At 61.7% G+C, this 20,098-nt stretch carries 21 protein-coding genes; 5 read left to right on the forward strand and 16 right to left on the reverse strand.

Annotated elements, in window-relative coordinates:
• Positions 1-257: 257 nt before the first annotated feature.
• From KHQ26_RS25740 to KHQ26_RS25785, 10 genes are all read right to left on the reverse strand, one after another.
• Positions 258-1,217 carry a YbgA family protein gene (locus KHQ26_RS25740; RefSeq protein ID WP_004152213.1) on the reverse strand — a complete coding sequence of 320 codons (960 nt, stop codon included), beginning with the start codon at positions 1,215-1,217 and terminating at the stop codon, positions 258-260.
• A complete protein-coding gene (locus tag KHQ26_RS25745; protein WP_002887163.1) occupies positions 1,214-1,765 on the reverse strand; it encodes a DUF3833 domain-containing protein in 552 nt (183 codons plus the stop codon). The genes KHQ26_RS25740 and KHQ26_RS25745 overlap by 4 nt, the downstream gene beginning before the upstream one ends.
• Positions 1,762-2,286, reverse strand: a complete 525-nt coding sequence (locus tag KHQ26_RS25750; RefSeq protein WP_004152214.1) for a hypothetical protein — start codon at positions 2,284-2,286, stop codon at positions 1,762-1,764. Before KHQ26_RS25750 ends, KHQ26_RS25745 begins: the two co-directional genes overlap by 4 nt.
• On the reverse strand, positions 2,283-2,768 hold the full coding sequence (locus tag KHQ26_RS25755) for a DUF2878 domain-containing protein (RefSeq protein WP_004152215.1): 486 nt from the start codon (positions 2,766-2,768) through the stop codon (positions 2,283-2,285). The genes KHQ26_RS25750 and KHQ26_RS25755 overlap by 4 nt, the downstream gene beginning before the upstream one ends.
• Complete coding sequence (locus KHQ26_RS25760; RefSeq protein WP_004152216.1) at positions 2,765-3,985, reverse strand: SAM-dependent methyltransferase; 1,221 nt, start codon at positions 3,983-3,985, stop codon at positions 2,765-2,767. Before KHQ26_RS25760 ends, KHQ26_RS25755 begins: the two co-directional genes overlap by 4 nt.
• Entirely contained in the window at positions 3,982-4,704 is a 723-nt protein-coding gene (locus KHQ26_RS25765) for a DUF1365 domain-containing protein (protein WP_002887251.1), read from the reverse strand. Before KHQ26_RS25765 ends, KHQ26_RS25760 begins: the two co-directional genes overlap by 4 nt.
• Position 4,705: 1 nt before the next feature.
• Complete coding sequence (locus KHQ26_RS25770; protein ID WP_004152217.1) at positions 4,706-5,965, reverse strand: NAD(P)/FAD-dependent oxidoreductase; 1,260 nt, start codon at positions 5,963-5,965, stop codon at positions 4,706-4,708.
• The gene (locus KHQ26_RS25775) at positions 5,962-6,681 is read right to left on the reverse strand and encodes an SDR family NAD(P)-dependent oxidoreductase (protein WP_004152218.1); all 720 of its coding nucleotides are present in this window, start codon (positions 6,679-6,681) and stop codon (positions 5,962-5,964) included. The genes KHQ26_RS25770 and KHQ26_RS25775 overlap by 4 nt, the downstream gene beginning before the upstream one ends.
• Positions 6,678-7,112, reverse strand: a complete 435-nt coding sequence (locus KHQ26_RS25780; RefSeq protein WP_002887256.1) for a nuclear transport factor 2 family protein — start codon at positions 7,110-7,112, stop codon at positions 6,678-6,680. Before KHQ26_RS25780 ends, KHQ26_RS25775 begins: the two co-directional genes overlap by 4 nt.
• A gap of 231 nt (positions 7,113-7,343) precedes the next feature.
• Positions 7,344-8,072, reverse strand: coding sequence for a MerR family transcriptional regulator (locus KHQ26_RS25785; protein ID WP_002887258.1), 729 nt, complete (start codon positions 8,070-8,072; stop codon positions 7,344-7,346).
• 116 nt (positions 8,073-8,188) lie between these two features.
• Between KHQ26_RS25785 and KHQ26_RS25790 the strand changes: the two genes are divergently transcribed.
• Complete coding sequence (locus KHQ26_RS25790; protein ID WP_002887259.1) at positions 8,189-8,722, forward strand: lipocalin family protein; 534 nt, start codon at positions 8,189-8,191, stop codon at positions 8,720-8,722.
• Positions 8,723-8,731: 9 nt separating this feature from the next.
• Here the strand turns inward: KHQ26_RS25790 and KHQ26_RS25795 are convergent, their stop codons facing one another.
• The 5 genes from KHQ26_RS25795 to KHQ26_RS25815 all read right to left on the reverse strand — a co-directional run bounded on the left by KHQ26_RS25795 (position 8,732) and on the right by KHQ26_RS25815 (position 15,368).
• Positions 8,732-9,079, reverse strand: coding sequence for a DUF1294 domain-containing protein (locus KHQ26_RS25795; protein ID WP_002887261.1), 348 nt, complete (start codon positions 9,077-9,079; stop codon positions 8,732-8,734).
• A 72-nt stretch (positions 9,080-9,151) separates the two neighbouring features.
• Complete coding sequence (locus KHQ26_RS25800; RefSeq protein WP_002887262.1) at positions 9,152-12,301, reverse strand: CusA/CzcA family heavy metal efflux RND transporter; 3,150 nt, start codon at positions 12,299-12,301, stop codon at positions 9,152-9,154.
• A gap of 11 nt (positions 12,302-12,312) precedes the next feature.
• On the reverse strand, positions 12,313-13,575 hold the full coding sequence (locus tag KHQ26_RS25805) for an efflux RND transporter periplasmic adaptor subunit (protein WP_002887265.1): 1,263 nt from the start codon (positions 13,573-13,575) through the stop codon (positions 12,313-12,315).
• A 45-nt stretch (positions 13,576-13,620) separates the two neighbouring features.
• Positions 13,621-13,965: a cation efflux system protein CusF gene (gene cusF, locus KHQ26_RS25810; RefSeq protein ID WP_002887266.1), complete on the reverse strand. Its 345-nt coding sequence runs from the start codon at positions 13,963-13,965 to the stop codon at positions 13,621-13,623.
• A 17-nt stretch (positions 13,966-13,982) separates the two neighbouring features.
• On the reverse strand, positions 13,983-15,368 hold the full coding sequence (locus tag KHQ26_RS25815; protein ID WP_020804440.1) for an efflux transporter outer membrane subunit: 1,386 nt from the start codon (positions 15,366-15,368) through the stop codon (positions 13,983-13,985).
• Positions 15,369-15,539: 171 nt separating this feature from the next.
• Here KHQ26_RS25815 and cusR point away from each other — a divergent pair, with 171 nt between their 5' ends.
• The 4 genes from cusR to kacT all read left to right on the forward strand — a co-directional run bounded on the left by cusR (position 15,540) and on the right by kacT (position 18,559).
• Positions 15,540-16,223, forward strand: coding sequence for a copper response regulator transcription factor CusR (gene cusR, locus KHQ26_RS25820; protein ID WP_020804437.1), 684 nt, complete (start codon positions 15,540-15,542; stop codon positions 16,221-16,223).
• Positions 16,213-17,646 carry a Cu(+)/Ag(+) sensor histidine kinase gene (locus KHQ26_RS25825; RefSeq protein WP_020804438.1) on the forward strand — a complete coding sequence of 478 codons (1,434 nt, stop codon included), beginning with the start codon at positions 16,213-16,215 and terminating at the stop codon, positions 17,644-17,646. The genes cusR and KHQ26_RS25825 overlap by 11 nt, the downstream gene beginning before the upstream one ends.
• 102 nt (positions 17,647-17,748) lie before the next feature.
• Positions 17,749-18,015: a type II toxin-antitoxin system antitoxin KacA gene (kacA, locus tag KHQ26_RS25830; RefSeq protein WP_002887278.1), complete on the forward strand. Its 267-nt coding sequence runs from the start codon at positions 17,749-17,751 to the stop codon at positions 18,013-18,015.
• Between the two features lie 10 nt (positions 18,016-18,025).
• Positions 18,026-18,559 (forward strand): type II toxin-antitoxin system toxin KacT, encoded by a 534-nt coding sequence (kacT, locus tag KHQ26_RS25835; RefSeq protein WP_004178461.1) that lies wholly within the window; start codon positions 18,026-18,028, stop codon positions 18,557-18,559.
• Between the two features lie 47 nt (positions 18,560-18,606).
• On the opposite strand, the gene KHQ26_RS25840 is transcribed toward kacT, so the two are convergent.
• A complete protein-coding gene (locus KHQ26_RS25840) occupies positions 18,607-19,728 on the reverse strand; it encodes a cupin domain-containing protein (protein ID WP_020804439.1) in 1,122 nt (373 codons plus the stop codon).
• Positions 19,729-20,098: the final 370 nt, after the last annotated feature.

Here is a 20,098-nt window from a genome sequence, read left to right on the forward strand (position 1 = left end):
CTACGCTTAGCCGGGCTACAACTGATGCGCTCCATTTATGCCGGATGGCGGCATACATGCCTTATCCGGCCTACGTTCCTTCCTGCGGGCTCCCCCCAGGACCGGCAAGCGCAGCGCCGCCGGGCGGTCAGGCTCCATACCTGCGGTAGTGCCGGATGGCGGCATAAATGCCTTATCCGGCCTACGTTCCTTCCCGCAGGCTCACACCCCCAGGCCCGCGCAAGCGCAGCGCCGCCGGGCAGCTGGCCCATCCCCCTTCAGTTCACCGTCAGGCGCAGGGCCAGATCCTGCGGGTAGGGGTCAAAATAGTTCTGCGCCTGCAGGTAGCGATCCGGATACTCGGCCAGATAGTGCTTAAGCAGCGTCAGCGGGGCGAGGATCGGCAGCAGCCCGGCGCGATAGTTGAGGATCACCTCCCGCAGCTCGCCGCGCTGGCGGCTGTTTAGCTGGTCGCGGAAATAACCCTGAATATGCATCAGCACGTTGGTGTGGTTTTTCCGCGAGGCGGGCTGCTTGAGGATCGCCATCAGCTTCTCGCGGTAAACCTCGAAGAACGCCTCCAGATCCTCCCATTCATGCAGCGAGGCGACGAACGGGCCGATCTCCCGGTAGCCTGCCTGGTGGTGAGCCAGCAGCTGCAGCTTGTAGCGGCTGTGAAAGGCCAGCAGGCTGTGGCGCGTCAGGCCGCGGGCGCGCAGGGCGTTGAGTTCATGCAGGGCGAAAACGCGCTCGACAAAATTCTCCCGCAGCAGCGGATCGTGCAGCCGGCCATCCTCTTCCACCGGCAGCCACGGGTAGCGCGCCATCAGGGCACCGGTAAACAGCCCCACGCCTTCCTTACGCCCGCGATTGCCTTTTTCATCGTACAACCGCACGCGCTCCATTCCGCAGCTCGGCGATTTGGCGCAGACGATAAAGCCCGACAGCTCGCCCAGGGTTGCGAGGTGGGCGCTGGCGAAATCAGCCATCTTCTCCGTCACATCCTCGTGCGGGGCGTGGCTGAAGCGCATGCGGATCTCCCCGACCGGGGTCTGCACCAGGCGGAGCGCCGGGCGGGGAACGGGCAGGCCGATCGCCATCTCCGGGCAGACGGGTTTAAACGCCACCCACTGCGCGAGCTCATCCATCACAAAGCCCATACGCTTATGCCCGCCGTCGAATCGCACGGCTGAGCCGGTTAAACATCCGCTGATCCCAATGACAGGTTGCGTGTTCATGGCGCTGTCCTCTCTTCTGCTGTGGTTCGGGTAAAGAAAAGGGTCACGGTGGCGACCGTAATGCCGAATTTCTTCATCTCGGTTTTGTTAAACAAATGGCTGCCATCCTGCAGGAACATCCAGTCGTCAAAGTGCAGCAGCCACCGGCTGCCGCTGGCTTCGACGTTCATGCTGTAGCGCCAGTGAAAGGCATTGCCTGCCGCCTGGCCGCTGGCCACGCCTTCGATGTCCCCGGCGGTGCCCTGATAACGGTTATCGCCGGTGCGGCGAATGCGCCACACCCGCTGCTGCTTCTCGCCATCGTCATAGACAAAGCGCTCATGGAGCGTCAGGGTGTCGCCGACGACGTCGCCATCGATCGCTACATGGAAGCGGCGCAGCTGCTTGCCGCTGCGATCCTGCACCATCCCCCACGCCTCGGTTCGGCCCTGAAAATAGTGGAAAATGTCGAGGGCGGGCTGCTGCTGCCGGTACTCCGTGACCTCGGTGCTGCAGCCGGCGAGGATCAGCATCAGCAGCGCCAGGCCAAGGGTCAGAATGCGTTTCATGGTGTACCTCCGATCAACTGCTGACGCAGTTCGGGATAAGTGGTGCGCGGATCGAGCCAGATGGCGAGAAAGCGGGTGCTGAATGCCGCCGACTGGCGCGGGCCGAGCGGGGTAAAGGCGGTCTGCGCGGCGCTGGCGCGGTACCAGAACTGTCCCTCGCTGCCGCTGTCCACGAACGCCAGCTGGCTGCCCGGCGCGACGTCCGGCCAGATCCCCTGCAGCATGCGCAGCCAGGCTTCGCTGCGCGGCTCCTGTTGCAGAATGCCCTGCGCCTGCCACTGGTCGCGGGTGGCCTCCACCAGCGCCTCGCGATCGATATCGCGCTGGTAGGTGATGATCAGCGCCCGATCCTGCTGCGGGCCGTCATACCGGCCATTGGGTGTGCGCAGCTGCGAGTGATAGACGGTGAACGGCCCCCAGGTGAGGGTCGCCTCGCCGACGCGGCGCCACGTCAGCCAGTCGGCGGCGTGTGCCGCCGGGGCAAGGGTGGTCAGCCACAGCAGTAACAGCGCGAATCTCATTTTCGCCTCCCCATCCCCAGATGGAATAACAGCATGAGCACCAGCCAGCCGCAGGCCATGGCGGCCACGGCAAGCGCCATCGGCACCAGCAGGGTCATGGCTCCGAGGCGCGCGCCGAGCAGGTAGGCCACCGGGCCGCCGACGGTGGCGGCCGCGGCCAGCACCCAGCCGGGAAGCGTCGTGGTGCGGGTCAGTCGGGTCCAGACGACGGCGAACATCAGCCACAGGGCCACCATCCACAGGGGCAGCAGGCTGTCGCCGCGAAAATCGATCAGCCCCGCCAGCGCCCAGCAGGCGTCCAGGCCGCAGCCCGCCGCGGCCAACAGCAGGGCGGGCGGACGGCTGGCCGCCGGCAGCCGCAGCCAGGCGAAGAGGGCCAGCGTCAGCCAGATCAGCAGACCGCGCTCGCGCAACATCACCACCAGCGTCCAGTAAACATCGAACGCGAGGGCCATCAGCAGGTACTGCGCCGGGCGTGTCATACCCGCTCCGCGGTGAGCTGCACCACGCTGATGGTGCGGGCGTTAAATCCGGCTTCGCAGTAGCCGAAGTAGTAGAGCCACATCCGGCGGAAGCGCTCATCAAAGCCGAGCTTTTCAATATCCTGCCAGGCGTGGGTAAAACGCTGCCGCCAGTGCGCCAGGGTGCGGGCGTAGTCCGGGCCCATGTCGAACAGGTTGCGCACCACAAAATCGGTATGGCGGGTCATCAGCTCGCTCATCGCGGTGATGCTGGGCAAAAAGCCGCCGGGGAAGATGTAGCGCTGGATAAAATCGACGCTTTTGCTGTAGTCGCGATAGCGCTGATCCTGGATGGTGATCGCCTGCAGGGCCATTCTGCCGCCCGGACGCAGGCGCGCCTGGCAGGTGCGGAAGAAGGCCGGCAGGTAGCGCTGGCCCACCGCCTCAATCATCTCCACCGACACCAGTTTGTCGTACTCGCCGCGCAGATCGCGGTAGTCGCAGAGCAGCACCTCGACGCGATCCTGCAGCCCGGCGCGGGCCATGCGCTCGGTAGCCCAGCGGTGCTGTTCCCGGGAAAGGGTGGTAGTGGTGACCCGGCAGCCGTAATGGCGGGCGGCGTACTCGGCCAGCGCTCCCCAGCCGGTACCAATCTCCAGCAGATGATCGCCGGGGTTGAGCGCCAGCTGGTCGCACAGACGCGCCATCTTGGCCCGCTGGGCCTGGGTCAGATCCTGCTGGTCATCGGTAAACAGCGCGCTGGAGTAGAGCAGGTCCTCATCCAGAAAGTGGGCGTAAAATTCGTTGCCGAGGTCGTAATGGGCGGCGATGTTCTCCCGCGCCTGGGCGCGGGTGTTGCGGCGGGTCCAGTGGCGCAGGCGGGCGACGGGCTTGCCCAGCAGACGAAAGCCGCGCTCCAGACGCCCCAGCACCTTGCCGTTGCGCGCGAGGATCTGCAGCAGCGCCGTCAGCTGGTGGCTCTCCCAGTCGCCGTCCATCCAGGCCTCGGCCGCCGCCAGGCTGCCGCCGGTCAGCAGACGCCAGTACACCTCCGGCGTGCAGACCCGCGCCTCGGCGCGCAGCGCGGCGGCGGGGTCGCCAAAATGAAAAGTCTGTGCCCCTTCGCGCACGGTGAGCGAGCCTTCGCGGAGGCCGCTCAGCAGACGAAAGAGCAGCCAGCGCGCGAGCCGCACGTTGCGCGGCACATCGGGTTCAAGCGCAAAGACGGGATCGGTCATGAGCGTTCACTCCTGCTGACAGGATGGTTGTACAGCGGCACGCGCTTCAGCCACAGCCGCAGCGCCTGCCAGTAGATCGCGAGGACGGTTTTCAGGGTCATCAGCGGCAGACGCAGCAGCAGCCCGCGCAGGTTGGCGCGGGTCAACGGCACGCGGCTCAGGGCCAGGGTGGCGTCGAACACCTTGCTGGCCTGATGGTTTTCAATATGCATGTGCAGCGTTTTGCCGGGCGCGTTGAAGCGCCAGTGATAGACCATGTCCATCGGGTTAAATGGCGAAACGTGAAAGGCTTTCTCCAGCGGGCGCGCCTGCTGGCCGTCCACCGCGTAGTAATGACGCTCATTCCACGGCGTGTTACGCACTTCGGCCAGCACCCAGCGCAGGGTGTCGGCCTCGTCATAGCAGTAGTAAAAGTTGACCGGATTAAAATGGAAGCCGAAGTAGCGCAGCTGGGTCAGGAGCATCACGCGTCCCGCCGGGCGGCAGCCGGTCAGGCTCTCCAGCCGGTTCAGCACCTGGGCCTTCAGCGGCGCGCCCAGCGGATAATCGGCGTCGTACCAGGCGGCGGCGGCCAGGCGGTTGCGGCGGATGCCCGCCTCAGGCAGCCTGTCCAGTTCGTCGAGGTCGAGCCAGGTCATAAACAGGCGGTAGACGAAGTGGTGCGCCTTCGGCTGCAGGCGACGGTGGCGCAGGACGCCCTGATAGAGGCAGCTGTTCATATCACTTGCCCTCCGCCGCGGCGATGCCCTGTACCACGTCGAGCGCGCTGCGCACCCCGTCCTCATGAAAGCCGTTGTACCAGTAGGCCCCGCAGTACCAGCTCCGCTGCTGGCCGTTAATCTCTTCGCGCCGCAGCTGGGCCGACCAGCTTTGCGGGTTAAACAGCGGATGCTCATAGACGAAGCGCTGCCAGACATAGCGATCGTCCACCGGCGCGTCCGGGTTCAGGGTGACGCAGAACAGGGGGGCGCCCGCAGGCAGCCCCTGGAGAATATTCATGTTGTAGGTGACGCAGGCCCGGGCCAAATCCCCGTCGCTCAGGCGATAGTTCCAGCTGGCCCAGGCGCGCTGGCGCTCCGGCAGCCAGCGCGGATCGCTGTGCAGCACCACCTCGTTGCGCTGCCAGCCGATATCCCCCAGCACCTCACGCTCGGCGTCGGTGGGCGCCGCCAGCATCGCCAGCGCCTGCGCGGAGTGGCAGGCGAAGATCACCTGGTCAAAATGCGCCTCCCCGGACGCCAGCCGCAGGATAACTCCCGCCGGGTGGCGCTCCACCTGCTGCACCGGCGCGTTGAGCCGCAGGTCCAGGCGATCGCCGAGCCTGGCGAGCAGGGCGCGGACGTATTCCCGGGAACCGCCGGGCACCACGTACCATTGCGGACGATCGCGAATATCCAGCAGACCGTGGTTTTCAAAGAAGCGCAAAAACAGCGGCAGCGGGAAGCGGCGCATCTCCTGCAGCGACGACGACCAGATGGCCGCCCCCATCGGCAGAATATAGTGGCGGGCGAAGAAGGGGCTGAAGCGGTGGCGGGTGAGGAAGCTCTCCAGCGTCGCGCCTGGATCCAGCGCCTCGGTCAGCGCCAGTTTCGCCAGGCGGTTGAAGCGGACGATCTCGCTCAGCAGTCCCCAGAAGGCCGGCTTCAGCAGATTGCGCCGCTGGGCGAAGAGCGAGGTCAGGCTGTGGCCGTTGTACTCCAGGCCGCTGGTCGGGTTGTGGACCGAGAAGCTCATCTGCGTTTTTTGCCCGCCGATCCCCAGCTCGCTGAGCAGGCCCATAAAGCGCGGATAGGTGCGATCGTTGTAGACGATAAATCCGGTATCGATGGCCCAGGTGCCCTGCGGCGTGGCGACATCCACGGTGGCGGTGTGGCCGCCCGGCGTGGCGCCCGCTTCGAACAGCGTTACCTGATGGTGTCCGGCCAGTCGCCAGGCGCAGGTCAGCCCGGCGATGCCGCTGCCGATGATGGCGATGTTCATGAGCGCACCATCCTGCGCAACAGCAGGCGCTGGATACCCGATGGCAGACTGGCCAGCAGCCGCAGGGCCAGGCTGAAACCGGTGGGGAAGGCGATGTGGTTTTTGCCCTTCGCCAGACCGTGGCGGATCGCCGCCACCGCCCGATCCACGCTCACCCGGCCGGGCATGGCGAAGTCGTTTTTGCGCGTCAGCGGGGTGTCGACGAAGCCCGGAGAGACCACCGTGACGGCGACCCCTTTCGGCTCCCAGTCCAGACGCAGGCTATTGGCAAACCAGGTCAGCGCCGCCTTGGAGGCGCCATAGGCTTCCGCGCGCGGGAAGGGCAGCCAGTGCGCCATGGAGCTGACCAGCACCACCCGATCGCCAGCCTCCAGCTGCGTCTGCAGCGCCGCCAGGCAGTTCACCGGCCCGAGGAAGTTGGTGGCCATCACCCGCTCCACGAGGGCGGCATCCACCTGTCCGTGGTCGAGGTATTCGCAGGTCCCGGCGCAGAGAATGATCAGGTCGGCAAAACAGCCTGTCAGCGCCTGGCGACAGGCGTCCCTGTCTGTCATATCGAACAGGCGTACGCTGATGTTGGGGCTGAGCTGCTGGAGCGCTGCCAGGCGCGACGCATCGCGCCCGCAGGCGATGACCAGATGGCCATCCGCCGCGAAGGATTTCGCCAGGCCGGCGCCGATCCCGGAGCTGGCGCCGGTGATGAGCACCGTCATCATGAGCGCACCCTCCGCTTCACGCCGCGCACCGCCCAGCCCAGCAGGGGAAGATGCTCGTAGATCATCTCCCCGGCGTCGTAGTAGTCGCGCTGATGGAGAACCTGCTCCCCGGCGATGTCCACCACCGAGCAGCCCGGCAGGGCCAGGGTTTCTCCGCCGGCAATGCGCGGATGCGACCAGTGCATGGTCCAGGTCACGGCGAACCGCTGGCCGTCGCAAAGCGGCGTGTCGATGGTGAACCGGCACTGCTCCACGTTGGCCAGCAGATGGGTAAAGTAGCGCTGAATGGCGAACAGCCCCTGATGCTGACCAAAAGGATCGCTCAGCGTCGCGTCCGGATGGTACAGCGTGGCCAGCGCCGCGGGCGGCTGTGCATCCAGCCCGGCGTAGTACTCAACGAAACGACGAATCACGGACGGCGAGGTGCTCATGGATCACATCCTGGCTAGATACGGTAGCGTAATGGCATACTTAAAACTTACACAAATAAAATTATTTGTCCAAGTTTGTAGAAAAATATATTTTATTTGTGTTAAAAATCATGTTGTTATGATTGGTGTTTTAAGGAGTGAAAGTCGCGGGTGGCGCAAAGGGCAAGCGTGAGCCCGCCGCGCCACCGGGTGCTGGCGGAACAGAGCGTGGAGGTAAGTGAAAACAGGGGGTTAGAGCGGGATCACCTCGAGGGAGACGACCTGCTGCTGCCAGAGTTCGACCTGCCTCTGGCGGGCAGCGGAGAGTTTGCCGCTGGTGACCAGCAGCCAGTTGCGCTGGGGAAAAATCTCCGGCGCCAGGGCGGCGGGAGGCACCGGCAGGACGTCGATGCGATGGCCCTGGCCGGTACGTTTGAGCGCCTCAAGCCAGATTTCGCAGGCGTCGGTCAGGTGCCAGCCGGTGATCAGAAAGTTATCCCCGGGCGCCTTCTTGTCGCCTTCGAGGCAAAACGAGGTGTAGGCGATGATGATGCCGTCGAGGATTTCGCGCAGGGTCATGATGGCCGGTACGTTGGCGGAGACCTGGCTGCGCAGCGGACGCAGCACCTCGGTCACCAGCTCCTGGCGCGGATATTCGCGCCCGGCATCGTAGATCAGCTGGCGCAGGGACTCGATTTTTCCCTCTTTCAGCCGCTGCAGCATGGTCTCCTGCAGCGTCAACCAGTTATTGGTGCGCCGCGCGCCGGGGCGCGACAGCAGGGGTTTCACCTGGCTGACCGGCACCCCTTTTTTCACCCAGTCGAGGATCTTCAGCGCCTGCTGGACGTCGTCATCGCTGTACAGACGGTGTCCACCATCGGTGCGCAGCGGCTTAAGCAGGCCGTAGCGGCGCTGCCAGGCGCGAAGCGTGGTCGCATTTATCCCGCATAGTCGGGCAAATTCGCCGATGGAGTAAGGCATGGAGGCCACCTGTTAACAAAGAATATTCTCAATATACTACGAATCACGACGGCTGGCGTGAAGTGTAGTGGCTTTGCACTACACTTTCCCCAACCGCGTAAATGAAAGGAGTTCTCATGAAGCTATGGCCTGTTGTCACCGGCGTCGCTATCGCGTTAACCCTGGTGGCCTGTAAATCGCCCACGCCGCCGAAAGGCGTTCAGCCGATTAGCGGGTTTGACGCCAGCCGTTACCTCGGAAAATGGTATGAGGTCGCTCGCCTGGAGAATCGCTTCGAGCGAGGCCTGGAGCAGGTGACCGCCACCTACGGCGCCCGCAGCGATGGGGGGATCAGCGTCGTCAACCGCGGTTATGACCCGGTCAAAAAACGCTGGAATGAGAGCGACGGGAAAGCCTATTTCACCGGCGCCCCCACCACCGCGGCGCTGAAGGTGTCGTTCTTCGGGCCATTCTACGGCGGCTATAACGTGATCCGCCTGGACGACGACTACCAGTACGCGCTGGTCAGCGGCCCCAACCGTGACTATCTGTGGATCCTGTCGCGCACCCCCACCATTCCGGCGGCGGTGAAGCAGGATTACCTGAATACCGCGCGCGAGCTGGGCTTTGACGTCGATCGCCTGGTGTGGATCCGCCAGACGCCGCGCTAGCCTCGCCGCTTAGCGGCTGAGCAGATAGGTATAAACCACGTACAGCCCGGCCAGCGCCGCCACGTTGAGCGCTACGCTGATGAAAAACCGCGTCCGGAAGGGCTGCTTTTGCGTTTTATGGCGAAAGCACTGCTGGCCGAGGATGGCCCCCGGCCAGCCTCCCGCCAGGCCCAGCACCAGCAGCGTGGTTTCCGGCACCCGGCGCCAGGCTTTGCGCGCCGCCAGCTTGTCGGCGCCATAGATAAGCCATGTCAGAAGGCTGCTCAGTAAAAACCACATCGCCAGCGGGTAGGGCAGCAGGGCGCTGCCCACGGCGGTGAGCAGCAGCAGGGAATAACATACCAGGTTCAGATTCATAGGGACGTTCACGCCGGCCAGAAGAATGGCGCCACTATAGCCAATTTCCCGGACCGGCGTAAACGCGGCGGGCTATTGGCTACGCTTGCCCCGATGCCGATACAGCCACATCAGCTTATACGCCGCCGGAATGATAAACAGCGACAGCAGCGGGGCGGTGATCATCCCGCCAATCATCGGCGCGGCGATACGGCTCATGACTTCCGAACCGGCGCCGGTGCCCCATAAAATCGGCAGCAGGCCGGCGATAATCACCGCCACGGTCATCGCCTTCGGCCGCACGCGCAGCACCGCCCCCTGGTATAGCGCCTCGTCGAGCTTATCGACGCTGAAAGTCTGCGGATTCTCCAGCGATGGCTCCGCCTCGATGGCATGGCGCAGGTACATCAGCATCACCACGCCAAATTCTGCCGCCACCCCGGCAAGGGCGATAAAGCCGGTCCCGGTGGCCACCGACAGATGGAACCCCATCCAGTAGAGGAACCAGATCCCGCCCACAAGGGCGAACGGCACGCTGGTGATAATCAGCAGTGCTTCGCCGACGCGGCGGAACGCCAGATACAGCAGCACGAAGATAATCATCAGCGTCATCGGCACCATCAGCTTCAGCTTCTGATTGGCGCGCTCCAGCAGCTCAAACTGCCCGGAGTAGGACACACTGATGCCCGGCTTCAGCTTCACCTCCTTGCCGATGGCCTGCTGCAGATCGTGCACTACCGACACCATGTCGCGGTCGCGGGCGTCGATGTAGATCCAACTGGTCGGGCGGGCGTTCTCGGTCTTCAGCATCGATGGTCCGGTGACCACTTTCACCTCAGCCACGTCGCCGAGGACGATCTGTTGCTTCAGCGGCGTGAGGATCGGCAGCTGGCGCAGGGTCTCCGGGCTGTCGCGATAGCTCTGCGGGTAGCGGATGTTGATCGGATAGCGCTCGACGCCCTCTACCGTTTCGCCAACCATCGCCCCGCCGATGGCGGACGATACAAACAGCTGCACATCGCCGACGGTCATCCCGTAGCGGGCCGCCTTCTCGCGCTGAATATCAATGTCGAGGTAGCGCCCGCCGACCAGCCGCTCGGCTAATGCCGACGTGACTCCCGGCACGCTGCGCGCCACCCCTTCAATTTGCCCGGCGATGGCGTCGATATCGGCCAGGTTAGTGCCGGAAACCTTAATGCCGATCGGGCTCTTGATGCCGGTGGAGAGCATGTCGATGCGGTTGCGGATCGGCGGCACCCACAGGTTCGCCAGCCCTGGCAGACGCACGGTTTTATCCAGCTCGTCGACGATCTTCTCCATGGTCATCCCCGGCCGCCACTGATCCTGTGGCTTAAGCTGAATGGTGGTCTCCACCATCTCCAGCGGCGCCGAGTCGGTGGCGGTCTCGGCCTTGCCGGTTTTGCCGAACACCCGGGCCACTTCCGGCACCGCCATGATCAGCTTATCGGTTTTCTGCAGCATATCCGCCGCCTGCGCAGCGGAGATCCCCGGCAGCGTGGACGGCATATACAGCAGATCGCCCTCGTTGATCTGCGGCAGAAACTCGCCGCCGACCCGGTTAAGCGGCCAGACAACCGTCAGGATCGACAGGAGCGCAATCAGCAGGGTAGTCTTCGGCCAGTGCAGCACCTTCAGCAGCAGCGGGTGATAAATGCGGATCAAAAAGCGATTCAGCGGATTGCTGTTCTCCGCCGGGATCCTGCCGCGGATCCAGAAGCCCATCAGGATCGGGATCGCCACGATCGCCAGCAGCGCCGCCCCGGCCATCGACCAGGTTTTGGTGAAGGCCAGCGGGCCGAACAGTTTGCCCTCCTGGCCTTCGAGGGTGAAAATCGGGATAAACGACAGGGTGATGATCAGCAGGCTGATAAACAGCGCCGGGCCGACCTCCACCGAGGCCTCGGTAATTATTTTCCAGCGTGTGTCGTTGCTGAGCTTCTCTCCCGGGTGCTGATGCTCCCACTCCTCCAGCCGCTTATGGGCGTTCTCAATCATCACGATGGCGGCATCGACCATCGCCCCCACCGCAATGGCGATCCCGCCCAGCGACATGATGTTGGCGTTGAGCCCCTGGAAATGCATCATGATAAAGGCGAAGCACAGGCCGAGCGGTAGCGAGATAATCGCCACCAGCGCCGAGCGCACGTGCCACAGGAACAGGGCGCAGACCAGGGCGACGACGATAAACTCTTCCAGCAGCTTGTAGCTGAGGTTGTCGATGGCGCGGTCGATAAGCTGGCTGCGGTCGTAGGTGGTGACCACTTCCACCCCTTCCGGCAGGCTGCTTTGCAGCGACGCCAGCTTCTCTTTGACCGCCGAGATCACCTCGCGGGCGTTCTTGCCGGAGCGCAAGATCACCACGCCGCCGGCCACTTCGCCTTCGCCGTTAAGCTCGGCGATTCCGCGGCGCATCTCCGGGCCGATCTGCACCCGCGCGACGTCGCCAAGATAGACCGGCACGCCGTTATCCCCGGTTTTCAGCACGATATTTTTGAAGTCGTCGAGCGTCTGCAGGTAGCCGCTGGCGCGCACCATATATTCGGCTTCCGCCAGTTCGACGGAAGAGCCGCCCGCCTCCTGGTTAGAGGCGTCCAGCGCCGATTTCACTTCGCCGAGACTGATGCCGTACTGGGTCAGCTTCATCGGGTCGACGACAATCTGATACTCCTTGACCACGCCGCCCACCGACGCCACTTCCGAGACGTTAGGGATGGTTTTCAGCTCATATTTTAAGAACCAGTCCTGTAGGGAGCGCAGTTCGGCGAGGTCGTGCTTGCCGCTGCGGTCGACCAGCGCGTACTCGAAGACCCAACCGACGCCGGTGGCATCCGGGCCCATTTCGGCGCTGACCCCGGCGGGAAGTTTGCCCTGCACCTGGTTGAGATACTCCAGCACCCGCGAGCGCGCCCAGTAAGGATCGGTGCCGTCTTCAAAAATCACGTATACGTAGGAGTCGCCGAATTGCGAGAAGCCGCGAACCGTTCTGGCGCCGGGGACCGACAGCATGGTGGTGGTCAGCGGCCAGGTGACCTGGTTTTCGACGATCTGCGGCGCCTGCCCCGGATAGCGGGTTTTGACGATCACCTGTACGTCAGAGAGATCCGGCAGGGCGTCTACCGGGGTGTGGATGATGGTCCAGGTTCCCCAGATGCTGAGAAACAGCGCCGCCATCATCACCAGGAAGCGGTTGGCCACCGAGCGGCGGATAATCCATTCAATCATGGTTCCGTTCCTTAGTGCGCGTGGGCGGCAGAGGCCGCGGCATCAGGGGCCTGCGCGCGCATGCGCTCCAGCGCGCCGGCGATATTGGCCTCCGAGTCGATCAGGAACAGGCCGCTGGCGACGACTTTCTCACCCTCCTGCAGCCCGCTGCGAATGGCCGTGACGCCATTGGACTCATGGAATACCTGCACGATTTTCGGCACGAAGCGGCCCTCGTTATCCACGGTAATCACTCGCTGCTCGCTGCCGCTGTCGATCAGCGCTTTGGAGGGGATCAGCAGCATCGGGGCGCTTTCGCTGGTCAGCTGCAGGTAGGCGTTCATCCCCGGCTTCAGCGCTTCATCCGGGTTGTTGACCTGCAGGCGCAGCTGCAGGGTGCGGGTGGCGCTATCGACGCTGGGGAGAAGGGTCCATTTGCTGATGCGGAAGGTTTTGCCCGGCCAGGCGGGAACCTGAATGCTGAACTGCGAGGCGTCTTTAATCAGCCAGGCGATGGATTCCGGGACCGCCACGCTGACCCACACCGGGTCCATGCCCTGAATTTTCGCCACCACGTTATCTTTAGCGATGTTCATTCCGGCGCGCAGATCGAAGGCGGTGATCACCCCGTCGATGGGCGCCTTGAGGGTGAAGCGGGTCTGGATCTTGCGCGTGGCTTTCAGGCGGCGGATATCGTCGTCCGGCATTCCGGCGAGACGTAGACGCTCGAGGATCCCCTCGACCTGCGTAGCGGTGCCCCCGGTCTCCTGCAATAGCAGATATTCGCTCTGCGCTTCCACCCAGTCCGGGATGGTCAGCTCGAGCAGCGGCGTGCCTTGTTTCACTTTGTCGCCGACGGTCAACGGATAGACTTTATTGATAAAGCCCGCCGCCCGCGCCTGCATAATCACATACTGGTACTCGTTATAGCTGATGTTGGCCGGGAAGGTCTGGGCGTAGCGCAGCGGCCCGCGGGTAACGGCGGCGGTTTTCACCCCAAGATTCTGGGTCTGCGTCGGGTCGATACGCACCCCCGGCGCACCGGCGGCAGCACTCTCCTCATCGGCGTATTTCGGCACCAGATCCATATCCATAAACGGCGATTTACCCGGTTTATCGAAGCGGGTGTTCGGGTACATCGGGTCGTACCAGAACAGCACTTTACGCTGCTGCTCGGCTGCCGGAGCGGCAGCGTCGACCGGCGTTAGTCTGGCGTACAGCGCCGCGGTAAGCGCGCCGCCAATCAGCATGCTGCCGAGGATCAGCGCCGTATTTTTCAGTGTCAGGGATGCCATGTGTCGTCCATTCAGTTGTTGAGGGGGCCTACCGTCGCCGGGCCGTTATTGGGCGCGGATATCCTGTAACAGCGACAGATTGCCCTGCTGAACGAAGGTGAAGTCCACGCTGTCGCCATCCTTCACATTGTTGAGCTGCGTCTGCGGGGTGATGGTGAAGCGCATGGTCATCGGCGGCCAGTTCACCGCCGGGATGGCCTCGTGGGCGATGGTGATTTTTTTGTTATCCATATCAATAGCTTTAATGACGCCTTTGCCGCGGATGCTTTGCGCCTGCGCGGCGGCGGGCTGCTCGTGCATCACCATACCGGCGTGCGGGGCGGCGGCCTGGGCGGCGAACACCGCGCCAGAGAGCAGGGTGAACAGGGCGATTTTAGATAGTGAATTCATGTTCGGGACTCCTTGGGTTATTCCATCCAGCCGCCGCCGAGAGCGGTGAACAGGGTGATTTCATTTGCCTGACGGGAATAGTTGAGTTCCAGCAGGGTTTGTCGGGTGGTGAAAATATCGCGCTGGGCGCTCAGGACTTCGATATAGCTGACCGCGCCGTGGCGATAGAGCGCAGTGGCGCGCTGCAGGGTGATATTCAGCGAGGCGAGATAGCGCTCCTGCGCGGCAATTTGATCGGCCAGGCTCTGGCGCAGGGCCAGCGCGTCGGCCACCTCTTTAAAGGCGGACTGGATTTTTTGTTCATAGTTGACCACCTGCTGCTGCTGGCGGATCTCCGCCAGATCGAGGCTGGCCTGATTACGCCCGGCGTTGAAAATCGGCAGTTCGATTTTGGGAATGAAGTTCCACATCGCGCCGCCAGCGTTAAACAGGCTGGAGAGTTCGCTGCTGCTGCCGGAGAGCGAGCTGGTCAGGGTGATCGACGGGAAGAAGGCCGCCCGCGCGGCGCCGATGTTGGCGTTGGCCGCTTGCAGGCTGTGTTCGGCCTCTAAAATATCCGGCCGCTGCAGCAGGATCGCTGAGGAGAGCGATGGCGGCAGGGTTACGCCTTGCAGGTCCACGGCGCTGCTGGCGCTATCGTCCGGCAGATGTTGATAGCTGCCGAGCAGCAGTTGCAGGGCGTTATTGGCCTGCGCCAGCTGGCCCTGACGTTTGGCGATATCGGCGCGGGTGCTTTCGATCATGCCGCGCGCCTGCTCCAGCGCCAGCACGGTGGTGCTCCCGGTCAGCAGCTGTTTTTCAACGAAGGCGTAAGACTGCTGATAGTTCTGTAAGGTATCGTTGGCCACCTGCAGCTGCGCTGCCGCCAGCCGCTGGTTGAAGTAGCTTTGTGAAACGTTAGCAATCAACAGGATATGCACTGCGCGCCGTGCCTCTTCGCTGGCGAAGAAGTTCTGTCGGTCGGCCTCGCTAAGGTTTTTCAGCCGGCCAAAGAAATCGAGGTCGTAGCTGAGGTTTAAGCCGGCGGCATAATCGCTGCTGGTGGTGGTGTCGCCTTTGAGCTTGCCGCCATAGGTGGTGCTGCCGTCACCGTTAAGCTGCGGGTAGCGGTCGGCGTCGGTTACCCGGTACTGGGCGCGGGCTTCCTGCACTTTCAGCGTCGCCATCCGTAGATCGCGGTTGTTGGTCAGCGCGGTGCTAATCAGGCTTTTCACCTGCGGGTCGACGAAAAAGGTGCGCCAGCCGGTCTCCTGGTAGCCCACTTTCGCAGTAACCAGCTTGTTCTGGCTGAGAGAGAACTGCTGCGGCACCGGCGCGACAGGGCGCTGGTAGTCCGGAGCGAGCGAGAGACAGCCGGTTAAGGCAAATATCACGCTGAGGGTAAGTAGCTGTATTGAGCGCATGGTGGCAGAAGTTTCGACGATTTATCCATGGCGGCTACTTTACGTAGCGGGCTCTGTTCAGGGCGTGACGGGAAAATGACAAAGCTGTCATTTTCCTGATATTTCATTGCTATCCGGAGGCGCTCCTCTAAAATTGAATACCCGCACAAAGCGCGCGTGAAGGAGCCTGCCGTGAAGATTTTGATTGTCGAAGATGAGAAGAAAACCGGAGAGTACCTGACCAAAGGGCTCACCGAGGCCGGCTTCGTCGTCGACCTGGCCGATAACGGCCTCAACGGCTATCACCTGGCGTTGACCAGCGATTACGATCTGCTGATCCTCGACATCATGCTGCCGGATGTGAACGGTTGGGATATCGTGCGCATGCTGCGCGCCGCCGGGAAAGGCATGCCGATCCTGCTGCTTACCGCGTTGGGCACCATTGAGCATCGGGTGAAGGGGCTGGAGCTGGGCGCTGACGACTATCTGGTAAAACCATTCGCCTTTGCGGAGCTGCTGGCGCGGGTGCGTACTCTGCTGCGCCGCGGGGCGGCGGTCATCGTCGAAAGCCAGTTTCAGGCGGCCGATCTCAGCGTCGATTTGGTCAGCCGCAAGGTGACGCGCGGCGCCACCCGCATCACCCTGACCAGTAAGGAATTCACGCTGCTGGAGTTCTTCCTGCGTCATCAGGGCGAGGTGCTGCCCCGTTCGCTGATCGCGTCGCAGGTGTGGGATATGAATTTTGACAGCGACACTAACGCCATTGACGTGGCGGTGAAGCGGCTGCGCGCCAAAATTGATAACGACTTCGAGCCGAAGCTGATCCAGACCGTGCGCGGCGTCGGCTATATGCTTGAGGTGCCGGATGGCCGCTAAGCGCCCCTTTTCCCTGGCCACCCGGCTGACCTTCTTTATTAGCCTCGCCACCGTCATTGCCTTCTTCGCCTTCACCTGGATCATGATCCATTCGGTGAAGGCCCACTTTGAAGAGCGCGACGTTCACGATCTCAGACAGCTCAGCACCACCCTGGAGACGGTCCTCGACCACGCTGACTACCCGCCAGCGCGACGGCTGGAGATCGTGAGGAATATCATTGCGGGCTACGCCAACGTCTTCATCTGCCTGGACGATGGCCAGGGCAATATTCTCTTCCAGTCGCCCAACGGGCCGGATCTCAGCCATATGCTGAGTACGCCGGGGCTGGCGATGCAGCTCCGCGACGGGAATGTGATTTCATGGACCGACCCGCAGCCGCGGGCAATGGCGCACGATAATCATCCACTGGAAACCCGCGCCTGGCGGTTGATCATGCTGCCGCTGGGCAAGCAGGCGGACGGTAAACCGGCGTACCACCTGCTGATGGCCTTATCCATCGATTTTCACCTGCACTATATTAATGAGCTGAAAGCGAAGCTGATCTCCGCGGCGTCGATAATCAGCCTGCTGATCATCGCCATCGTGCTGTTTGTGGTCTACCAGGGGCATAAGCCGATCCGCCAGATCAGTCGCCAGATCCAGAATATTACCTCGCGGGATCTCGATGTGCGCCTTGACCCGCAGGCGGTGCCTGTCGAGCTGGAGCGGCTGGCGCTGTCGTTTAACCATATGCTGGAGCGCATAGAGGATGTCTTTACCCGCCAGTCCAACTTCTCCGCCGATATCGCCCATGAAATCCGCACGCCGATTACCAACCTGGTGACGCAAACCGAAATCGCCTTAAGCCAGAGCCGCAGCCCGCAGGAGCTGGAAGAGGTGTTGTATTCCAATCTCGAAGAGTTCTCGCGGATGTCGCGGATGGTTAGCGATATGCTGTTCCTCGCTCAGGCGGATAATAACCAGCTGATCCCTGAGCAACAGGCGCTGGATCTGGCCGATGAAGTGCATAAGGTGTTTGAGTTTTTCGAAGCGTGGGCGGAAGAGAAGGCGGTGGCGCTGCGTTTTGTCGGTAGCCATTGCCGGGTGATTGGCGATCCGCTGATGCTGCGGCGGGCAATCAGCAACCTGCTGTCGAACGCGATCCGCTACACGCCTGCCGGGCAGGCGGTGACCATCCAGTTGAGCGAAAGCGCGGAGACGGTACGCCTGGTGGTGGAGAACCCCGGTACGCCGATTGCCGCCGAGCATCTGCCGCGCCTGTTTGACCGTTTCTATCGCGTCGACCCCTCGCGCCAGCGCAAAGGGGAGGGCAGCGGCATCGGCCTGGCGATTGTGAAATCGATTGTCGGAGCCCACCACGGCAGCGTGGCGGCGCAGTCCGATCTGCGCTCGACGCGGTTTATTGTAGTGTTGCCGAAATAGGCGCAATCCGCGAGTGATAGTTGAGTATGTGGCTTTCTGTCGCTATATTAAATGTACGGAAAATAACCGTACATGAAGTTTGCAACAGGCCGGAGATAACGTATGCCCGCACTTAAAAAGCAGCGTATAGATTTGAGATTAACCGATGATGATAAGAGCATCATCGAGGAAGCTGCGGCAATTTCTAATCAGACGATTACCCAGTTTGTGGTTGCCAGTGCCTCAGAACGTGCTGCGGAAGTGATTGAGCAGCACCGCAGAATGGTCCTCAATGAGCAATCATGGAGCCTGGTGATGGAGGCGATTACCCAACCGCCAGCCCCGAATGATCGACTGAAACGTGCAGCGAAGCGTCTACAAACCAGGTAAGGTAGAGCTAATGGAGCAGCAACTGACGATTGAGATGATTGCCGATGCGTTCAGCTACGATATCACTGGATTTGATTGCGGCGAGGAAGCGCTGAATACGTTTTTAAAAGAGCACCTCAAGCGGCAGCACGATGGACAAATCTTAAGGGGTTATGCGCTGGTCTCCGGGGATACCGTTCCCAGGTTGCTGGGTTATTACACCTTATCGGGGAGTTGTTTCGAGCGAGGCATGTTGCCGTCTAAAACTCAGCAAAAGAAAATCCCGTATCAAAATGCGCCAAGCGTAACCCTCGGGCGGCTGGCCATTGATAAATCTGTTCAGGGGCAGGGCTGGGGAGAGATGTTGGTTGCCCATGCGATGCGAGTGGTGTGGGGAGCGTCTAAAGCCGTTGGCATCTACGGATTATTTGTTGAAGCCCTTAATGAGAAGGCTAAAGCATTCTATCTTCGTCTGGGGTTTATACAGCTCGTGGATGAAAATAGTAACTTACTGTTTTATCCGACCAAATCGATTGAACAGCTCTTTACTGACGATGAGTCATAAAAGAAACCGGGCAGCGCCAGGCGGCTGCCCGCAGTATCGCGACTCTCTTACTCTTCGAAGTACCAGTAGCCCTGATTAATCAGCCGCGTCAGTTCGCTCACGAACGCCGGATTCTGCAGGCCGCTGCCGAGCTCTTCCTGGCCTAATGAGGTATAGCGACACAGCGCATCCAGCGCTTCGGCATCGGTGTTGTCGAGTTGTTCGCTATGCACGAAGAAGCTGTCGTCGATATGCAGAACGCGCAGGCCGCTCAGGCGGGAAAGCTTTTCACCACCCAGCAGCGCATCGACCACTTCCTCTTCTTCATACGGTGGTTCCGTCGGCGCAATATCCAGCTCGTGACGCGGGGTGGTGACGAAACTGCCGAACCACTGCTTGAAGTCTTCCGGTTGGCGAATCATATCGATCATCATGGTGCGCAGACGTTCGAGTTCATACTCTTCAACCCGGCCCGGATGCTCGCGGCAGGTAAGGTCCGGATCGCTGTAGTGCTCGCCGCCGAGATCGTTCTCCAGCACATAGTCGGCGAAGCTGCTGATCAGGTCGCGGCCGTTTGGCCCGCGGAAGCCGACGGAGTAGTTCAGGGCGGTTTCTTGGGTTATGCCGTCGTGCGGGAATCCCGGTGGAATATAGAGGATGTCGCCCGGCTGCAGATCTTCATCAATGATCGGTGGGAACGGATCGACGTGCAGCAGTGCCGGATGCGGACAGAACTGACGCATCGGCAGCTTGTCACCCACGCGCCACCGGCGGCTGCCCATGCCCTGAATAATAAAGACGTCATACTGATCGATATGCGGGCCGACACCGCCGCCGGGGACGGAGAAGGAGATCATCAGGTCGTCCAGGCGCCAGTCCGGCAGTACGCGGAACGGGCGCACCAGCTCGGCGGCCGGCATATGCCAGTGGTTTACCGCCTGGGCCAGCAGGGACCAACCGGTTTCGCCCAGCCCGTCGAAATGTTCAAAAGGACCATTGCTGGCCTGCCATTTGCCGTTTTTCAGGCTGACCAGCCGGCTGTCGACTTCCGGCTCCATGGCTAATCCGGCCAGCTCGTCCGGAGTAATCGGGTCGACGAAGTCCGGAAACGCGTTTTTTAATACCACCGGCTGTTTCTGCCAGTATTTTTCTAAAAACTCGGGCCAGTTAATGTTGAGTTGATAAGCCATCGATTATTACCAGTAAGAAGAAACGGGCCTGATTATAGAAATGAGGGCCGGGCGGGCGCATTGTCGTGGGTCAAGAGTGGTGCTTAATTCACCATCGGCGCGATAATGGCGTTGGGTAAGAGAGAAAAATCACATTTTTGCCAAAAACCGATCTTAGCGTAAATTGCGCTGCAGGCCGCATGAACACTGGGATTGCGCCTTTAATGGTAAGAAGATGAATTCGCGAAAAGTTCAAATAATGAGCGGTCGATAAGATTTTTCTATTTTAACGCTTGCTACTTCCGACGAACTCCCTATAATGCGCTCCCACTGACACGGCGGATGTGAATCACTTCACACAAACAGCCGGTTCGGTTGCAGAGAAAAATCC

It is taken from the genome of Klebsiella sp. 10 (genome assembly GCF_018223925.1).
Classification (GTDB): domain Bacteria; phylum Pseudomonadota; class Gammaproteobacteria; order Enterobacterales; family Enterobacteriaceae; genus Klebsiella; species Klebsiella pneumoniae.

Excerpts from the sequence above, each read along its gene's own strand:
- KHQ26_RS25840 (WP_020804439.1), bottom strand. The coding sequence starts at position 19,728 with ATGGCTTATCAACTCAACATTAACTGGCCCGAGTTTTTAGAAAAATAC.
- KHQ26_RS25770 (WP_004152217.1), bottom strand. The coding sequence starts at position 5,965 with ATGAACATCGCCATCATCGGCAGCGGCATCGCCGGGCTGACCTGCGCC.
- KHQ26_RS25740 (WP_004152213.1), bottom strand. The coding sequence starts at position 1,217 with ATGAACACGCAACCTGTCATTGGGATCAGCGGATGTTTAACCGGCTCA.
- KHQ26_RS25755 (WP_004152215.1), bottom strand. The coding sequence starts at position 2,768 with ATGACACGCCCGGCGCAGTACCTGCTGATGGCCCTCGCGTTCGATGTT.
- KHQ26_RS25825 (WP_020804438.1), top strand. The coding sequence starts at position 16,213 with ATGGCCGCTAAGCGCCCCTTTTCCCTGGCCACCCGGCTGACCTTCTTT.
- KHQ26_RS25790 (WP_002887259.1), top strand. The coding sequence starts at position 8,189 with ATGAAGCTATGGCCTGTTGTCACCGGCGTCGCTATCGCGTTAACCCTG.
- KHQ26_RS25780 (WP_002887256.1), bottom strand. The coding sequence starts at position 7,112 with ATGAGCACCTCGCCGTCCGTGATTCGTCGTTTCGTTGAGTACTACGCC.
- KHQ26_RS25750 (WP_004152214.1), bottom strand. The coding sequence starts at position 2,286 with ATGAGATTCGCGCTGTTACTGCTGTGGCTGACCACCCTTGCCCCGGCG.
- KHQ26_RS25745 (WP_002887163.1), bottom strand. The coding sequence starts at position 1,765 with ATGAAACGCATTCTGACCCTTGGCCTGGCGCTGCTGATGCTGATCCTC.
- cusF (WP_002887266.1), bottom strand. The coding sequence starts at position 13,965 with ATGAATTCACTATCTAAAATCGCCCTGTTCACCCTGCTCTCTGGCGCG.
- kacT (WP_004178461.1), top strand. The coding sequence starts at position 18,026 with ATGGAGCAGCAACTGACGATTGAGATGATTGCCGATGCGTTCAGCTAC.
- KHQ26_RS25800 (WP_002887262.1), bottom strand. The coding sequence starts at position 12,301 with ATGATTGAATGGATTATCCGCCGCTCGGTGGCCAACCGCTTCCTGGTG.
- KHQ26_RS25775 (WP_004152218.1), bottom strand. The coding sequence starts at position 6,681 with ATGATGACGGTGCTCATCACCGGCGCCAGCTCCGGGATCGGCGCCGGC.
- KHQ26_RS25765 (WP_002887251.1), bottom strand. The coding sequence starts at position 4,704 with ATGAACAGCTGCCTCTATCAGGGCGTCCTGCGCCACCGTCGCCTGCAG.
- KHQ26_RS25795 (WP_002887261.1), bottom strand. The coding sequence starts at position 9,079 with ATGAATCTGAACCTGGTATGTTATTCCCTGCTGCTGCTCACCGCCGTG.
- KHQ26_RS25785 (WP_002887258.1), bottom strand. The coding sequence starts at position 8,072 with ATGCCTTACTCCATCGGCGAATTTGCCCGACTATGCGGGATAAATGCG.
- kacA (WP_002887278.1), top strand. The coding sequence starts at position 17,749 with ATGCCCGCACTTAAAAAGCAGCGTATAGATTTGAGATTAACCGATGAT.
- KHQ26_RS25815 (WP_020804440.1), bottom strand. The coding sequence starts at position 15,368 with ATGCGCTCAATACAGCTACTTACCCTCAGCGTGATATTTGCCTTAACC.
- KHQ26_RS25760 (WP_004152216.1), bottom strand. The coding sequence starts at position 3,985 with ATGACCGATCCCGTCTTTGCGCTTGAACCCGATGTGCCGCGCAACGTG.
- KHQ26_RS25805 (WP_002887265.1), bottom strand. The coding sequence starts at position 13,575 with ATGGCATCCCTGACACTGAAAAATACGGCGCTGATCCTCGGCAGCATG.